Origin of the sequence: Paenibacillus terrae (genome assembly GCF_000943545.1) — a bacterium.
Taxonomy (GTDB): Bacteria; Bacillota; Bacilli; order Paenibacillales; family Paenibacillaceae; genus Paenibacillus; species Paenibacillus terrae_A.
Genome location: NZ_JTHP01000059.1, coordinates 24,402 through 39,792 on the forward strand (window position 1 = coordinate 24,402; position 15,391 = coordinate 39,792).

The 15,391-nt window shown below is 44.5% G+C and carries 23 protein-coding genes and 2 pseudogenes; 4 read left to right on the forward strand and 21 right to left on the reverse strand.

The annotated features are described in order from the left end of the window. The first annotated feature begins 19 nt into the window (after positions 1 to 19). Both QD47_RS31085 and QD47_RS22970 read left to right on the forward strand, forming a co-directional pair. Entirely contained in the window at positions 20 to 196 is a 177-nt protein-coding gene (locus tag QD47_RS31085) for a YjfB family protein (protein WP_082067275.1), read from the forward strand. A 188-nt stretch (positions 197 to 384) separates the two neighbouring features. Continuing rightward, entirely contained in the window at positions 385 to 1,740 is a 1,356-nt protein-coding gene (locus QD47_RS22970; protein WP_044648313.1) for a dipeptidase, read from the forward strand. Between the two features lie 76 nt (positions 1,741 to 1,816). Here QD47_RS22970 and QD47_RS22975 read toward each other — a convergent pair whose 3' ends face one another. The 3 genes from QD47_RS22975 to QD47_RS22985 all read right to left on the reverse strand — a co-directional run bounded on the left by QD47_RS22975 (position 1,817) and on the right by QD47_RS22985 (position 3,421). Next, the gene (locus QD47_RS22975) at positions 1,817 to 2,203 is read right to left on the reverse strand and encodes a hypothetical protein (protein ID WP_200893498.1); all 387 of its coding nucleotides are present in this window, start codon (positions 2,201 to 2,203) and stop codon (positions 1,817 to 1,819) included. Between the two features lie 107 nt (positions 2,204 to 2,310). After that, the gene (locus QD47_RS22980) at positions 2,311 to 2,802 is read right to left on the reverse strand and encodes a hypothetical protein (protein WP_025686288.1); all 492 of its coding nucleotides are present in this window, start codon (positions 2,800 to 2,802) and stop codon (positions 2,311 to 2,313) included. 136 nt (positions 2,803 to 2,938) lie between these two features. Continuing rightward, positions 2,939 to 3,421: a hypothetical protein gene (locus tag QD47_RS22985; protein ID WP_044648314.1), complete on the reverse strand. Its 483-nt coding sequence runs from the start codon at positions 3,419 to 3,421 to the stop codon at positions 2,939 to 2,941. A 585-nt stretch (positions 3,422 to 4,006) separates the two neighbouring features. Between QD47_RS22985 and QD47_RS32220 the strand changes: the two genes are divergently transcribed. Then, on the forward strand, positions 4,007 to 4,183 hold the full coding sequence (locus tag QD47_RS32220) for a hypothetical protein (RefSeq protein WP_161797194.1): 177 nt from the start codon (positions 4,007 to 4,009) through the stop codon (positions 4,181 to 4,183). Positions 4,184 to 4,270: 87 nt separating this feature from the next. Here QD47_RS32220 and QD47_RS22995 read toward each other — a convergent pair whose 3' ends face one another. Beyond that, positions 4,271 to 4,663 (reverse strand): DUF5071 domain-containing protein, encoded by a 393-nt coding sequence (locus tag QD47_RS22995; protein WP_044648316.1) that lies wholly within the window; start codon positions 4,661 to 4,663, stop codon positions 4,271 to 4,273. 456 nt (positions 4,664 to 5,119) lie between these two features. Here QD47_RS22995 and QD47_RS31805 point away from each other — a divergent pair, with 456 nt between their 5' ends. Beyond that, positions 5,120 to 5,368, forward strand: coding sequence for a hypothetical protein (locus QD47_RS31805; RefSeq protein WP_152643855.1), 249 nt, complete (start codon positions 5,120 to 5,122; stop codon positions 5,366 to 5,368). Positions 5,369 to 5,531: 163 nt separating this feature from the next. On the opposite strand, the pseudogene QD47_RS34260 reads toward QD47_RS31805, so the two are convergent. From QD47_RS34260 to QD47_RS23065, 17 genes and pseudogenes are all read right to left on the reverse strand, one after another. Beyond that, positions 5,532 to 5,630 (reverse strand): annotated as a pseudogene (locus QD47_RS34260) (helix-turn-helix domain-containing protein); the annotation flags it as partial. Positions 5,631 to 5,661: 31 nt separating this feature from the next. Beyond that, complete coding sequence (locus QD47_RS23000; protein ID WP_044648317.1) at positions 5,662 to 6,660, reverse strand: virulence RhuM family protein; 999 nt, start codon at positions 6,658 to 6,660, stop codon at positions 5,662 to 5,664. A 742-nt stretch (positions 6,661 to 7,402) separates the two neighbouring features. Further along, positions 7,403 to 7,492: pseudogene (locus tag QD47_RS31090) on the reverse strand (helix-turn-helix domain-containing protein); the annotation flags it as partial. A 21-nt stretch (positions 7,493 to 7,513) separates the two neighbouring features. Beyond that, positions 7,514 to 9,106: a recombinase family protein gene (locus QD47_RS23005; RefSeq protein ID WP_044648318.1), complete on the reverse strand. Its 1,593-nt coding sequence runs from the start codon at positions 9,104 to 9,106 to the stop codon at positions 7,514 to 7,516. A 6-nt stretch (positions 9,107 to 9,112) separates the two neighbouring features. Beyond that, positions 9,113 to 9,334 carry a hypothetical protein gene (locus QD47_RS23010; protein ID WP_044648319.1) on the reverse strand — a complete coding sequence of 74 codons (222 nt, stop codon included), beginning with the start codon at positions 9,332 to 9,334 and terminating at the stop codon, positions 9,113 to 9,115. 2 nt (positions 9,335 to 9,336) lie between these two features. Beyond that, positions 9,337 to 9,813, reverse strand: a complete 477-nt coding sequence (locus tag QD47_RS23015; protein WP_044648320.1) for an ArpU family phage packaging/lysis transcriptional regulator — start codon at positions 9,811 to 9,813, stop codon at positions 9,337 to 9,339. Between the two features lie 78 nt (positions 9,814 to 9,891). Then, positions 9,892 to 10,422: a hypothetical protein gene (locus QD47_RS30195; RefSeq protein ID WP_052646887.1), complete on the reverse strand. Its 531-nt coding sequence runs from the start codon at positions 10,420 to 10,422 to the stop codon at positions 9,892 to 9,894. 186 nt (positions 10,423 to 10,608) lie between these two features. Next, on the reverse strand, positions 10,609 to 10,917 hold the full coding sequence (locus QD47_RS23025; RefSeq protein WP_044648321.1) for a hypothetical protein: 309 nt from the start codon (positions 10,915 to 10,917) through the stop codon (positions 10,609 to 10,611). Positions 10,918 to 11,173: 256 nt separating this feature from the next. Next, positions 11,174 to 11,353 carry a hypothetical protein gene (locus QD47_RS23030; RefSeq protein ID WP_044648322.1) on the reverse strand — a complete coding sequence of 60 codons (180 nt, stop codon included), beginning with the start codon at positions 11,351 to 11,353 and terminating at the stop codon, positions 11,174 to 11,176. A gap of 22 nt (positions 11,354 to 11,375) precedes the next feature. Then, positions 11,376 to 11,723: a hypothetical protein gene (locus QD47_RS23035; RefSeq protein WP_044648323.1), complete on the reverse strand. Its 348-nt coding sequence runs from the start codon at positions 11,721 to 11,723 to the stop codon at positions 11,376 to 11,378. 248 nt (positions 11,724 to 11,971) lie between these two features. Further along, entirely contained in the window at positions 11,972 to 12,139 is a 168-nt protein-coding gene (locus QD47_RS32630) for a DUF6877 family protein (protein WP_200893500.1), read from the reverse strand. Positions 12,140 to 12,249: 110 nt separating this feature from the next. Further along, on the reverse strand, positions 12,250 to 12,717 hold the full coding sequence (locus tag QD47_RS23045) for a hypothetical protein (protein ID WP_044648325.1): 468 nt from the start codon (positions 12,715 to 12,717) through the stop codon (positions 12,250 to 12,252). Positions 12,718 to 12,741: 24 nt separating this feature from the next. Then, positions 12,742 to 12,978, reverse strand: coding sequence for a hypothetical protein (locus QD47_RS23050; RefSeq protein WP_044648326.1), 237 nt, complete (start codon positions 12,976 to 12,978; stop codon positions 12,742 to 12,744). Between the two features lie 33 nt (positions 12,979 to 13,011). After that, positions 13,012 to 13,659 (reverse strand): hypothetical protein, encoded by a 648-nt coding sequence (locus tag QD47_RS23055; RefSeq protein WP_044648327.1) that lies wholly within the window; start codon positions 13,657 to 13,659, stop codon positions 13,012 to 13,014. Beyond that, positions 13,541 to 13,900: a zinc-finger domain-containing protein gene (locus QD47_RS34265; RefSeq protein WP_152643856.1), complete on the reverse strand. Its 360-nt coding sequence runs from the start codon at positions 13,898 to 13,900 to the stop codon at positions 13,541 to 13,543. The genes QD47_RS23055 and QD47_RS34265 overlap by 119 nt, the downstream gene beginning before the upstream one ends. Before the next feature lie 252 nt (positions 13,901 to 14,152). Then, positions 14,153 to 14,422, reverse strand: a complete 270-nt coding sequence (locus QD47_RS23060; RefSeq protein WP_044648328.1) for a hypothetical protein — start codon at positions 14,420 to 14,422, stop codon at positions 14,153 to 14,155. A gap of 28 nt (positions 14,423 to 14,450) precedes the next feature. Further along, positions 14,451 to 15,263: a hypothetical protein gene (locus QD47_RS23065; RefSeq protein ID WP_044648329.1), complete on the reverse strand. Its 813-nt coding sequence runs from the start codon at positions 15,261 to 15,263 to the stop codon at positions 14,451 to 14,453. Positions 15,264 to 15,391 lie beyond the last annotated feature (128 nt).

Below are 15,391 nucleotides of genomic sequence, written 5' to 3' on the forward strand. Positions count from 1 at the left end.
ACAAAGGAGGAATGAAAACATGGATATCGCAGCATTATCAACGGGTATGAGCCAGGCCAGCTTGGCGCAAGCCGTGAGTGTGAAAGTATTGGGCATGGCTAAGGATCAAGCTGGTGAACAGGGACAAGCACTGATCCAGATGATGGAAAAAAGCGTACAGCCTCATCTCGGAGGTCAACTGGACCTTCGAGCGTAGCTTCACCACTATTCGACGGGCGATCTGTTCGGGTCTAAGCAGACCGGACAGGTCGCCTATTTTTTAACACATCTACCATCGCGATTTTTCGTTCAGCGCAAAACGTAGTAAACTATACATATCGTCCACGGCCTTGGTTCGGAGGATAGAGCAAAAACCGCACAATGAAAGAGGAGGATACATAAATCATGAGTTTTTCCGCATATTTCGAAAAGGTCAGAGAGCAGCAGCTTGATGAGCTGAAGGAATGGTTGTCCATTCCGAGTATTTCCGCATTATCCGAGCATAAAGGAGACATTAACAAAGCAGCCGATTGGCTTGCCGCCAAACTGACGTCTGCCGGATTGGAAAACGTTGAAATTATTCCGACTAAAGGCCATCCGCTGGTGTACGCGGATTATCTGCATGCACCCGGCAAACCGACGATCCTTGTGTACGGTCACTATGATGTACAGCCGGTCGACCCGCTTCATCTGTGGGAAACTCCACCGTTCGAGCCGTCGATCCGCGACGGAAAGCTGTATGCGCGCGGAGCTACAGATGATAAGGGTCAGGTATTCTTGCACATTAAGGCGGTCGAAGCCATTTTGAAGCAGGAAGGCAAGCTGCCGCTGAACATCAAATTTTGCATCGAAGGCGAGGAAGAAGTGTCCAGCCCGAGCCTGCTTGAATTTTTGCAAACAGGTGCAGACCGACTGGCTGCCGACGCTGTACTGGTATCCGACACCTCCCTGATCGAAAAAGGCAAGCCTGCCATTTGCACAGGTCTGCGCGGATTGTGCTCACTGGAAGTTGCAATCCACACCGCCAATACGGATCTGCATTCCGGCTCCTTTGGCGGCGGTGTGCCGAACGCGCTGCATGCCCTAGTGTCCTTGCTGGCAACGCTGCATGACGACAAGGGACGCGTCAGCATCGACGGCTTCTACGACGATGTCGCGCCGCTATCGGCTGAGATGAGAGCAGAGTTCGTGAAGCAAGATTTTAATGAGAGCAAGCTGCAAAAGGATCTTGCGCTTGATTCCCTCTACGGCGAAGAAGGATTCAGCTTCGTCGAGCGTGTCGGGGCACGTCCAACGCTGGAGCTGAACGGCGTGTATGGCGGCTTCCAGGGCGAAGGCACGAAGACGGTCATTCCGAAGGAAGCTCACGCCAAAATTACGTGCCGCCTGGTTGCCAACCAGAATCCACAGGACATTCTGGACAAAATCGAGCGCCATCTGCGCGCCCATGTTCCGACAGGTGCCACGTTGAACATCCAGCAGGGTGAAAAAGCAAACGCGTTTAACATCGACCCGTCACACGCATTTCTGCAAGCAGCGGCGGATGCTTTTGAAAAGGTATATGGTGTACGCGCCCTGTTTACCAAGGACGGCGGCTCCATCCCAATCGTGGAAACCTTCTCGCGTGTGCTAACCGCTCCAGTCGTACTGATGGGCTTCGGCTTGCCGGATGAGAACTTGCATGCGCCGAACGAGCATTTTAATTTGGAAAATTTCGATAAGGGCCTGCTGACCATTGTGGAGTTTTTGAAATCTGTGTAAGCTGATACCAAAAAAAGCATTCACGGCATGTGATCAACCATGCTTCGTGAATGCTTTTTTACATGGCTGCTGTCGCTTAAGAAAAACGGGTGTAGCGCAACAGGTGAACCAGCCGATTCAACCGCTCTATTTCCCGATCCAACTCATGAAGCGGTTGCCCGGCCAAAGCAGCGTTCGCTCTCAGATCACGCAGCGGGTTCATTTTCCGACCTATAAGTTTTAGCACCGTGGCCTTCCCCATGTTGTTCACCACCGCATATTGCGTTAGCGGGTCAAGCTCAATCCACAATACATGATGCTGTTGAAAAAACGACAATAGTTGCTTTTTCATTTCTTCCAGCTCTTCAAGCTCACCTGTAATTTGCGGATGATGATGAAAGGCCACATAGCCCATCACCCGCAGGTCACTTATAATTTGTTCCAGATGAAGCGTTTCGTTTATGTACACATTATTCGTCCTCATGCGATTCCTTGCGCCGTTCGTATAATTTTCCCGGATGACGTTCACCACCTGACTATCGTTATCATTTTATCGAGTATGATTCAATAATACACAAAAAAACAACCGGCTTATACGCCAGTTGTTTCCCGCTCCACAAAATACTTATTGGTCATAAAATGAGCCTTGCCTCTGGAAGTGTCGACCATTCCCTTTTTGTTGTCGAGAAAAACAATTTCCCGGCATTTAGTGCAGTACCACTTGGTCCGCTTAAAGGGAGATTCCGTTACATACGAAGTACCGCATTTGCAATCTACTTTGATCAAGGTTTCTGTTGATTTGTAAGCCTGGGACAGCTCTTTCAAGCCTGTATCCGGCTGTTGAACCGGGATAATGACTTCCTGATAGCTTGAATACTGATTATGAACTTTAAAATCAGCCACCAGTTCCGCATGTAGCCCAAAGTACTCTTTGCCAATCTCGGTTACAAATTTCTTGCCGATTCTGTAACACTCAAGCCATTCCTGTATCTGTTGATTAGACAAAGGCACTGTGCCCTTGATACCGCTATTTAATGTGTAAGTCATGATGTATAAAGTATCATCTTGTCTATGTCCGTACATGAGAAGCCTCCTTATAATACACTTGATAATGTACTACAAAGCGCAAAAAACATCAATTTTATTATTTGGCAAAAGGTTATAGCTGATTTATAAAGCTCAGGGAATGCACATATAGAATAAAAGCAACTGACCTAGGTCAGTTGCTTTGTCTTTCCACATAGTATTTGTTGGTCATATACCACGCCTTGCCTTTTTCCGTATCCACCATACCCTTTTTGCGATCCAGGAACACAATGTTATTGCATTCCTTGCATGACCACTTGGTCCTCTTATGCGGCGACTCTTCTATATAGGAAGCTCCGCATTTGCACTCTACCTGAATCAACGTTTTATACTGACTGTACGCCTCTGCCAACGGGTCTACGTCTACAGCTTTACTTACCACCGCAGGCTGTATCATGGATATATGATCCCGCTGCTCCGAGTATTCATTATGTACCTTAAAATCTGCTACCAATTCAGGATTCAAACCAAAATACTGTTTACCAACTACCGTTACAAACTTGCTGCCAATTCGATATGCTTTTATCCATTCCTGAACCTGCTTACTGGATAGGTCGACTGTTCCCTTTATACCGCTGTTCAGCGTATAGGTCATCAAATGTTCGTTTTGTGTCATATGTCTCCCCGTTCACCTCCGATCAAGAATATACCACAGGTAGACCTAAGCAAAAGCTACTTACTGCTACCTGAAGCAACGAGCTTTTCTGCCTTGTGATCCTTTTAATACAAGTATAACTCAAAACCCGAGCCGTCTTCCATTTTGTCTATATCCTGAGCACTGATTTCGCAGGAATCTATACTCGCCTCCTTAGACTATCACAAAATGCATTTTTATCTTTTTATCACTTTGTGGTACAGTCTTCTACATTAAACCATTCATGTGAGTTGGCGAATGATCTAATGGTAGTTTCTTCCTTCCTTATATATTACAACACTTTTGTACAAATTCCTACATGTTTCAGCGGTTTAATCGTTTTTTTCGTCACCTTGCCAGAGTAAGTGCTCCCGCTTATACTCAATAGCCTTTTCATATGTACCACCAGGTTCGCAACATACATTTTGATGAATTCTTCATTAGGGAGTTGAGCGTACCGGAGATACTGGCTTTTCATTTTATAGAGTAAAAATAATTTCCAAAGACCATTTTCGTTTTTTGAATTCATTCGTGTGATATATTTTCTCTTAGGGAGGCGAATCCATTTTGGAAAGAAAAAGTGTTATGGTGTATGAAGATATAAAAGAAAAATTACAATCTATAAAAACAGAGTTAGGTTTGAGTAATGAAAATGATGTTGTCAGTTATTTGATCAGTGTATATGAACACTCCGATTCTCTGCCCAAAAAATCTCAAATTCAACTCATTAAACTTATAAAATAGAAACACCAAAAATCCTTGAGTGTATAAGCGCCCAAGGATTTTTGGTAACGTAATTAATCAGGTATTTGAAAACACATAAAAATATTTTTATCTGTAAAATGTTCTTAGCATCTCCTGCGCAATCTGATCGACCTCTTCCAATTTATCGTTTTCACTCGGATTAGTGCTGAGCCTATTTAGTTCGTATGTTAGCTTTCCAAGTAAAGCATTGGGAAGCTGCTTACAAAAATGTATAAGCACGAAATACTTCCACGAACTATCGTTTGAATTTAATATTTGCCGGATGACTGGAATTAGCTCCATATCGAACTGGAACAAAATATTTCTTACTTCCGCTGAAATGGGCCAATTACTGTCTTGTAACCAGGTAAAAAGCTCAGGAATGATGGGTCGAATTTCTGCCTTACTGCACAATTTCAATTGATTAATGCTATCAAAATCCGACTTATGTTTAGGGATAAGATCGTGAGGATTCACCATGTGGCCTCCTTTACCTGGTTATTCCCCAAACATCTATGATTAATCTTTTTGGTTCAGTTTCTGCATTACATTGGAAATACATTTTGAAGCACGCACTCAGTAATTAAAAAAACAGATCATATCTTTTTACTAAATTATTAAAACGAATAGCCGTGAACGGTTTTCACTGAATCCTCATTGCAGCTATCACTGTGATATTAATGGACTAAGAGTATAAAAAGCTGTACCATACACGTGAGTTGTATGTCTTTCATACCAGTCGAACCGATGTACAAGTCGTTGAATAATTTTTTTCTGGGATCCACTTCCCACTTTCACCTTTAAAATAACTCCAAGCAGGTGACTCATGCCTAATCATATAAATCAGATTACCATCACGCTCAGCCCGTAGAAGTATTGATTATACCCTTGGTTTCTCCTGCGGGCTGAGCCTTTGCCCAAGGGAGCGTGATGGTAATGAAGCCTAACCGAAAAAAACGTAATCAAGCCTATTTTAGACATCACAGAAAGCGGGTTATTCAGCGTAAGAAACGACTTTCAGCACACCGGGGATGGGTCGTCAAATTCGACGGTGTATTCTCCAAAGGGAAAATTCATTGTTCCTGCTGGATGTGCAGCGCAAAAACAAAACGACTTGGCTATCCCAAATCGGAGTTATCAAGAATAGCTAGCTGTCAGGAACAGCTTCTGGATTATGATTTTTAAACTACAAATGATCAAAACAAGCGAATGTCTTTTTCTGCGACAATCGCTTGTTTTTAAGTTGACTCACTTGGCAAGGTCATCCTACAAAACAAAAGCCTTCTCGACCAGCCTTCACTTTTGAAGGATCATCGAGAAGACTTTGCACCCCGCAAAGAACAAGAGGTCAGATTTTTAATTCGCCAAGCCTGATTAATTCCACGACCGTCTGTGAACGACCTTTTACGTTCAGTTTCTGCATTACATTCGCGATGGGGTTTGAAACACACCAAGTTTGTTGTTAAGGTAAAAGGGCACTACTTTTTATCCAATTGATTTTGTTTGATAAATTCATCAAAATCATCACTTGTGTCCATAACCAATCTTTGTCGATTGTATTTGTCGTACTCTGCTGTCGCCAACTTCTCTGCAATCTCTTGCGAAATACTTCCTGCATTTATCAGAATATCTCGCTCATTGAATTTCAGGAATGAGTCCAGCTTCTGGGTCCAGTCCTTCATATACATCGGGGATTGACGTTCCGCCTGATCTTCCGCATAGTCCAGATACATCGTTACGATGCGATTCAACGTTTGTATTTCTTTATCGGTCAAATAGTTCTTGGCTACGGTTATATCGCTCTTCCTTACTTTATCGCCTTTCCAGCTCGTTAATCCCATATTGCCTTTATCAGCGCTTGCTCGCTCGGCAATCAGCTCTGCCGCGGTATGACCATGGACGGCAAAATGAAGTTTGTTTTGTACAGTAGCGAAAAACTCTTTGGACACACTGGAATGGGGGTCATAATCAACCGATAAGGCGTAGATATCCGTAATCTTGCGATAGAACCTTTTCTCCGATGCACGGATGTCGCGAATACGCTGGAGCAATTCATCGAAGTAGTCTTGTCCAAAGTGACGCATATCTTTCAAACGCTCATCGTCCATTGTAAAGCCTTTGACAAGGTACTCATTAAGCCGCTCGGTTGCCCACCTCCTGAACTGCGTGCCTCTGTGCGAGCGGACACGATACCCGACAGCAATAATCATTTCAAGATTGTAATGCTTGACCTTGCGTTTTATTTCTCTTGAACCTTCAATTTGAACTTGTAAGTATTCCTTACAAGTTGCATCAAAAGCTAGTTCATTTTCTCCATAGATGTGTTTAATGTGAAGCGTAATGTTTTGAGACGTAGTCTGATATAACTCTGCAATTGCCTTCTGAGTCATCCAAACGTTGCCGTTCTCCAGTTTCACGTCTATTTTGGTATTCCCATCTTCTGTCTGGTATATTAAGATATCTGTACGATTGTCCAATTTCTCAACTCCCACTCCTCCCCAACTAACGCTTACGGAATCATACGTTCTTATTTTATCATATTCGAAGTAAACACATTGACAATAAAGTCTCCTATTTTACAATCCTCGCCCTTTTTTTATCTATATTTAACATATGTCACAGCCATTTAAAGCTTTTTCACTCCAATTTACTTAACGAAGTTTCCAATCTCAGCACTAAGAATCGGTGGTTCAAACGGTTCAAACCGCTTAATGAAACCGTTTGATCCAGTAGACCATTTTTGTAATACGTATATTTGGCATCTGGTGATGAAGACTCTGTTCCCGCTGACGTTAACCGATTAAGGTCATCAAAGGTATAAGAGATTTCGCTGCCAAATGGCTCCCTCAGCTTAGTTCGATTTCCAATTAGTCATACTACTTGTTTACTTACCTGATTTTTCTCATCAGTTATTTTAATAACCTGTCCCAGTTCGTTAAATTCTCTTCACTTTTGGTTATATTTCGCCTCACCTTTGGCATTAGCAACGGAAGCACGACGATCCATCACATCATAATTGTAGGAAGTGCTATTTTATTGCCATCCTATGCTGTTACGTTATTGCCGCTAATCTTGTCGCAGCTATGTTTGCCCAAGAATTGTATTTTTTTAGAAATAAAATATATTTTATGCATTTTTAAAAAAACAAAAGCCTTCCCGACCAGCCTTCACTTTTGAAGGATCATCGAGAAGACTTTGCACCCCGCAAGGAACAAGAGGTCAGATTTTTAATTCGCCAAGCCTGATTAATTCCACGACCGCCTGTGAACGACCTTTTACGTTCAGTTTCTGCATTACGTTTGTTACGTGTTTTCAAGCACGCAAAAAAAATCAGACCTTTCCCAGTACCGAATAAATATCTACATCCCCGTCCTCAGTAACATCTATACGCTCAATCAACCTAACGAGCGTGTTTCTGGTTTGCTCGACACTGTCATAATCGTCAATGGCTGTTAACTGGTGGAGCGCTTGGGAAACCTCCCGTTTAAGCTTCTCTTGATTTTTATGAGCTGATTCCTTCTTACTAAGAGCAGATATTTTTTTCGTGGATGCTGCTATTTCATCTTCGTACATTTCGCGTTCGAACTCATACTGTTCGTCTGTTACGTTACCAAGCATATGCTGTCTTCTGACCTCGAAAAGAAGTTTTCGATTCGCAGTCACTATCTTTTCAATACTTTGTATTTCTTCGGAGTAAGTATTTGCCGTAAAAACTGTATTATCGTGTATAGATCTTTCAACGCCTACAAGTTCAACAGCTCTATTGAGCCGTTCTTTAATGGCCTCTATAACCGCATCCCTAAAACCCTTATATGGAATCCATGTTTTATTCGTACATCCCTTTTCCCCTTGCCTACGCCGCTTGCTGCACAATAAATAAGTGTACCGTTTACCATTTGATGTGCTTGTACTGCTCATTGTTACCATAGCGCCTCCACAGTGCTTACAGAAGGTCAATTTAGCAAAAGCATTCACAAATGTTTTTCGCCCTCCTCTTTTCCCTCCTCCACGAATTTCTCTAATACTCTGAGCCTGATCAAACAGTTCCCTAGGGATTATAACTGGATGAGCTTCAAAGTCCGTTCTCTCCCACTCAACTTCATCACGTAACTTCATCTTCTTATGGCGATTTTGCAAATTGTCAAGGTCTTCATAAACATCAACCGTCTCAAATTTAGAAAATACCACACACCCTGTATAATGTTCATTTTGGAGAATTCTCTGAACGGTAGTAATCCCCCAAACTCCACCTTTGGGGCTTCTCAGGTCAGTTTCTTCGTTAAGGAATGTAACGGTCGCTTTCTCGCCCATTCCCTTATTCACATACAGATCATAAATTATACGTACCACTTTAGCTTGTTCAGGGATGATTTCCAAAGTTTTTCTTCCATCAATCTTCACTTTTTTGTATCCGTAGGGAGCAAAAGCACCTATAAAGTCACCTTTTTTTGCCGCTTGCCGCTTTCCCCGTTTAACTGAAATACTCGTGTTTTCGGATTGTTTCTGATTGACGCTAGAAATAATTCCAAAAATCATCTCATTGTCTTCTTTTGCTGAGTCGTACATATCTTCGATGGAAACCAGTCGAATCCCGAGGGCATTTACCAAAATACGTTTAAGCGACAAAGCATCCAGCGTGTCACGACTAAAGCGGGACAATGATGCAAAATATATTGTATCAAACTCCCCGTTTTTAGCATCTTCGATCATTCGCTGTACATCTTCTCGCCCGGTTATATTTCTAGCCGTACCACGATCACGATAGACATGTTCTATCTCCTCTCCTTCGCGAGCCGATTCTTCGCGTATAAGACCTTCTTGATGCTCAGGGCTATCCTTCTGCGAAACTTGTAAAGTAGAGACGCGGACATAAGCCCGCGTCTTTTTCTTGTTGCTATTTTTTTTTCTTTTTGCTTTCTGCATACCGCGTTACCCCTTTGCATGGTTCCTTATAATTTCGAATAACCCTATCTTAAGGCTTGCCCCATGCCTTGCCAATATAGAATTTATATTCGGTTCCAATGCTTTTCCGATAATTTCGATAACATCGCCTTCAACCGGAATGAAATTGATATTTAATTTAACGTGCTTTTCCGATTTCTTTTTTGCCATAAATGCATCACCCGCTATTATGCTTATGACCAGAGGCATGGTCATGTTTCCTCTGAATCATTCATGTTGTTTTTAACTGTCATAAGATTTAGAGAGGATGCCAGCTTATAAAATGCTCTCCACCTAATCTTGCTGTATGTCGGCTCGCTGATCGGCGGCTGAAACACGAAGCTGTACACTCTCTGGTCCGTGATGTAATCATGTTCCTTTGTCATATACCGGGATTCGATGAGGAAGCTTTCCATCTTCGGCATACGCTTCACAGCTCGCTCTACCCTCCTGCAATATTCCTCGCGATACACCTGTGAATCTACATTATGAATAGCAATGTTGGCAGTCTGATCGCTGGTAACATTGGTCGGGCTACTGCGCGGCATATCGCTATAGGCGGCTGTTGTGCTTGCCTCCCGTTCTTCAATGCTGAGATACTTATATATCCTATATTTCTCAAGAGCCGCCTCGACAGCAGCCTGCGTCCTTTTTCGATCTATTTCAGGAAGAAAACTCTGTTGACCCACCTTGTAATCACCTCATGCTCTGTATTTCTGTTAAGTAAATCCCCCGACCGAAGCCGGGGAGTATATAAGCGCTAATGCTTAGAAAGGTAAATCGTCGTCCGGGTTATCTCCAGTAGGCGGGTTATCACCACCTGCAGCACTGGCGGCGATTGCAGCGGCTGCAGCTTCTTCTTCATCCAAAGACAATTCAGCCTGGTTAGGATCATCTTCACGCTTAACGTCCACTGTGCTGTCCTGGGCAATGGTCCCTTTAACGCCTTCACGATATTCTTTCTGCTCTTTCTGAAATTCCTCCATGGTCATCTGAGAAGCCACGATATTCAGGACCACATCTGAACCAGCCTTTTTATAAAATTCAAACGATTGGCTGGAGGATGTTCCACCCTTCACGATGAACTCCAGAACCGTCTTTTTAGAGTCCTTCGTGCTTTTGCTGAACTCCGCTGTGATCTTCTGTTCAACACCTTCGATACTAAGTTCGACTACCTCACGGGTCAGCGTGTTCAGTTCCGGCTTAAACTCGTCATCACCCTTTACGTGGAACTGAACCAGTTCCTTTTTAGAATCCTTGGTTTGCTTATTAAAATTCGCTTTCACTTGAATAGACATTTAAATTTCCCCTCTCAATTTTTATTTGTAGAAAACAATGAGTATCGACAACGCTATAATAGATGCAACACAGATGCAGGCCATGTTGCGAGCAGACTCTTTATTGCGGTCCCCTTCTGCTACTGTTCCGAGGAAAGAGATTACTATAATAGAGCCCAGCAGGATCTTAAACCACATATTTGACGGTCACCCCTTTTGCTTGCTCTTATGAGCATATTTATTACTAGGGTCCGGCTTTACCACGCCCATCATAGCCAGTTCGTGGACAACTCGCAGTTTCGATAATCCTGTAATCTTCGCGATGCGCGAACGAGGTACACCAGCACGGTCCAATCTGCGAATCTCCTTGACTGTTTCTTTGGGTAAAGGTATCTGCAAGCTATTAAGCAGCAAGTCCGGGCCAATAGAAGGCGCATCGTATCCATCTGGACCAGGAACTTTAGGCCCGCGCTGCTCTTTAATTTGTCCGCCTGAGCGATGCTTACGTTTGATCATTCCGTTTACCTCCCTTAGTGGGTGCAGATGTTACCTACACCTTGTACAGTATTTTTAAGTCTCCAAACAAGTTCCACGACATTTATTTACTAGGAGAGAGCATATATAATGGAATCGTTGGTATACTCCAGCATCCCTCTTCCCCTATAGATTCGTGTGTAGCGCAATTATAGGGGAAGAGGTTCACTCATCCCTATATCATTCCGTTTACTTCCCCGATATGATCGGGTACCGTGTTACCTACACCCTGTATAGGCTAAATTGACGTTTTCAAAGGTTCAGCAGAAGCAATCTGATTTCCATCCACAAAAACAAGAATCCTTATATCTCTCATATCCCGGTAGAAAGCCCACGCTTCTGAGTCATTTCCCGTAGCCATTTCAACTTTCCCGGTAATTACACTCACAAGTACATATGCAATGTCGTGCTTTACCATCCTGTTCCCTCCCTGTATAGGCTTAATCCTGACTTGATAATGTCATATAAGCAGCTTCTGCCCTTTCTCGGGGGGTGGCATCACAAAACCTGCTAATACATCCGTAATGGAACATGTCGTTTACATAATCCATTTCACCTTCCCAATCAAACTGTTTGGCTAAGTTGGCGGAATATTTAAATCCATTTGCTTTTATCGCGGCTGTCTGTACCTCCAGAGAGGCGGCAGGGTCGGTGCAGTAATCTTTCGGGCTGACAGAGTAAGCACCCTTTATGACGTTACCTTTGCGGTGTCGGTCTTCTTTAGCCCCCAAAAGTATTTCAAGTTGCATGTTAAGCTGCTGGTCTGTCATATCCTTTACTTGTGTCATGACTCTACCTCCACTCCACACCAGCAACAAAATTTTTGGGTTATATCCAGCACCACTTTTCCGCATGCTCCACAGTAGGGAAGAGTTATTGTAGCCTCCCCGCCTGTATGGTCGACGTGACCGCAATTAGTACACTTGTGGTTGTCGCTGGTAATATCCATCCTTGTTTTGTAATTCATTTTAGTTGCCATACTTGTTATCATCCTTCCAACGCTCCGTCAGAGTGCAGGAGCGTATTGTATTGGTGGTTACTCCCCTATGAATCTTTTTGCAAATCGTAACTGTTGCTCTATATATGGATCATCATCCCTGCCACCCATAGCCAGCCAGTCGCCTATGCGCTGGTTGATATCCTGCAAAACAGGTAGAGGTAAAAGGTGTGCTATTTGGGTGATCTCTTGCAGTGGGTTTGTCATTATTTGTTCTCCCCTGGTATGTCCGTCAATTTAACCCATATCACTGCCCCTTGTGGATGCTTATAAGGTATATAGGGGTATAGGGTAAGAGGCTGTTATGCCTCAACCATCTACAAATTCAGTACAGCCAATAGAGCCGCTTTGCATCGTTGTTCTGGAGTAGCATGTATCATACCAAGCAGATTCCCAGAATAACGAGTTACGAAATCATCAAGTTCATCAGCGTCTTTGATGTCAGTCCCGCCTACAACCGATGCCAAAGCGTAGGCATAGGAAACTCCGAACTTTTCTATTGCCACTTGTTCTACTTCCAACGCTGCGGACATTGACCCCGAATAACTGCAAAACAATTCTTTGCGCACAATTTTAATCCTGTGATCCTCGTGCATTGCTGCCAACTCATCAAGCCACTCTTCCGCTTCTGACTTGTAGTTGAAGTCCTCAAAAATAACAGTCTCTTCCTCATTGACAACCCACCACTTAATTTCTGGCGTTGCATTTAAAACTAGTTTACCTATGTGCGCATCCATTTCACGGCCCGGCTCCATAGCCATTATTTGTTTCCTTGTCAGTGACATGTATATCTCTCCTTTGGGGGGGGCTTATTCGACTACAATTTTGGTTACTTTAGCGTTCATATTCAGCGGTTTCAGGGTTTTGTAGCTATGTGCAAGATTGAATACCATAACCCCATCCTCGCAATGTAGTTCAGGCAAACAGTCCTCATCATCGGCATAAAACGGGGCCAAAGCCGCCAGTCCTTCTTCGTTGTCTATTCCAATACAAATCAACGGTATAGCCTCGTCAAAAAGATATGTTGAGTACAGTTCAAATTTCATACTGTTATCTCTCCTTTGGTATAGGGGATGCCCCTAAAATAGTGTTAATTGCACCGAACGCCTTGGCTCGGCTGGTATCCATTGCTTGCCGTATTCCCGCATCCACTCCGCCACACTCTTACGACGGTTCCACTCCGAACGTGGTATCCAGCTTGTGTTATCTCCCTGCACAGCAGCGTTGTACGGGGCAAACCATTTAGGCAGCATCATTCCCAATAGATGCACCCGAGCACTGACAGGGCCGCACAGCAAGCCATCAAGGTAACGAATGCGTTCTTCCTCAGACATTCGCACGGTCCCGCCGATGAATACCAGTTGTTCCGTTTGCAGTAACTCCGTATCTCCGCCCGGTTGCAAGATGGGAACCGGACTGTATCCGCGCCGCCTCATATCCTGCAAATACCATGCTGTAGCTTCCGGGTTGCCAATCTCGTCATACTGCATGTACATGTGTTTTGACTTCGCGTGACGGTCAATGTAGCTCCTGTAGCCTTGGTACGATATACAGTCCTCCGTAAACGTCCCAGGGTCCCATATCACCGTCCGATTCCGCATGTATGGCTCAAGCCAACTGGGGTACTTTCGCAGCAGGGTCGCGCTCAATAGCCAATACGGAACACCGCTGGCCTGCTCTGCAAGGTGCTTCCGGTTTACCCCGGCGACGTAGATAATCCGTTCCATGTTCATCGCCCTTTCTGCCGAGCTGCTTTCCATAATCCTGTAATTGACGACCTACAGGACAGTTGATTTTGCAATGCTTGTCCAGCTTGGATGTGACGCTGCCGTACTTCCGGTTAAAATCATCACGTATCGTGCAGCCGGAACACTTTTGATCCAGCAGATCGCCAATTGCTAAAACCGCATCTATCCGGTTAATGTGTCTCTCCCCCTTATGGAGGGCTAAGCCTCCTAAATGATCTATCTAAAGTACAAGTTCACTGGTTTCGCCGCATTTATTGCACGCCACCGTGTGGATGTAATAACCTCCGCCTACACTTCCGTTAGAATGGGCTTCGCAAACAAGGGTCCTGTACCCTACACCGCTGTATAACTCGTGTTTATTGCCGCATTCGCACGTACATTCTTCATCGCGGAACGCTCCGGTTCTTTTGGGCACCTGTACTGCCCCTCCTTCTTGTCCCCTATGGGGCCTAATGCGCGCCTTATACAAGCGTCAAATGGTTACCTTGGACTCAATGTATTGGCGAATGCCTTCAAGCTCCTTTAAAAGCTCTCCGATTGTTGTAGCGGTGCTCTCCATAACCTTCATCTTCACAACCTTTTTTAAAGCTCCTTCGACAGTGGAAAAGTATCCGTGCGTTTTGTACTGTTCAGCCTCTTTCCCAGTGAGCTTCACAAGTGTGGTCTTTCCGGTGTATTGCTTCAAAATAAACTGCATGCCGTCCGATTCCAGATATAAACTTCCTTCGATTTGAATTTTCATGTGTATCCTTCCTCTCTGCCCTCGGGGGCTAAACTTCTTCACTTACTGAGCCTGCGTTTATACCTTCAATTTCCTTCCCAAGAATACTCAGGACCCAACGGACACCAGCACGCCATCCGTTGTTATGTTCACTTTTGATGATGTATGAATCTTGGTAGATCGCCAGCAGGGTTTCTTCCGTGGTCAGCTCCACTTCGTATCCTGTGATAAGCGCCTGAGCCAGCAGCCAGACAGACATACCGTTCAATGCCTCCGCTTGCGTGCCGATCTGCCAGCCATTAGGGGCAGCGGCGTGTTCGTGCAATAGGGATTGTTTATCCCACTCGGTCAGCAACCACTTGATCCCCTCATCCTCTGCCTTGGTAAGCACAGGTTTATAGAGTCCGTCTTCCGGCTGAGTGACAGGCTGTGTGTCCGCCACAATCTCAGCAACCTGAGCAGGGGCAGCAGGTTTGGGCTCATCCTTCGGCTCGGCTTTGATAGACTCCTTATACCGAGCGATTTCCACCTCTTCGGCCTCTACGGAGCGAATGCCCCATTTCGGCAGCCAATACGCGTTTAGGCTGCTCGGTGTAATTCCTAATTTCTTAGCAGCATCCGGACGGGATAACGCTTCTGCCCGGAGCTTTAAATAATCGTTTTTCGTTGCTTTTGCCATAGTAGGTTTTTCCTCCTTGATGGTCGGTGTTTTGGCGCGGAAGGAAAGCGGCTTTATATGAGATTTTGGTATAGGCTTGCCGACAATCTCCGCGAGTTCTTCCGGGCTGAGGGTGTACGTTTTAACGTCGCTCTGACCCCGAGAAGCCGTCTCGTTTTTTCGATTTGGTACGGGTGTACCCATTAAAATCCCCTCTCTGAGCGTTTTTGGGCGCAGCTACCCGCCGCAGGACCCAATAGCCCCGGGTGTTATGCCTTATTTAAGATGGATTCTATTACTTCGATTTGGTACGGTTTGGTGTCTAGCAGCGG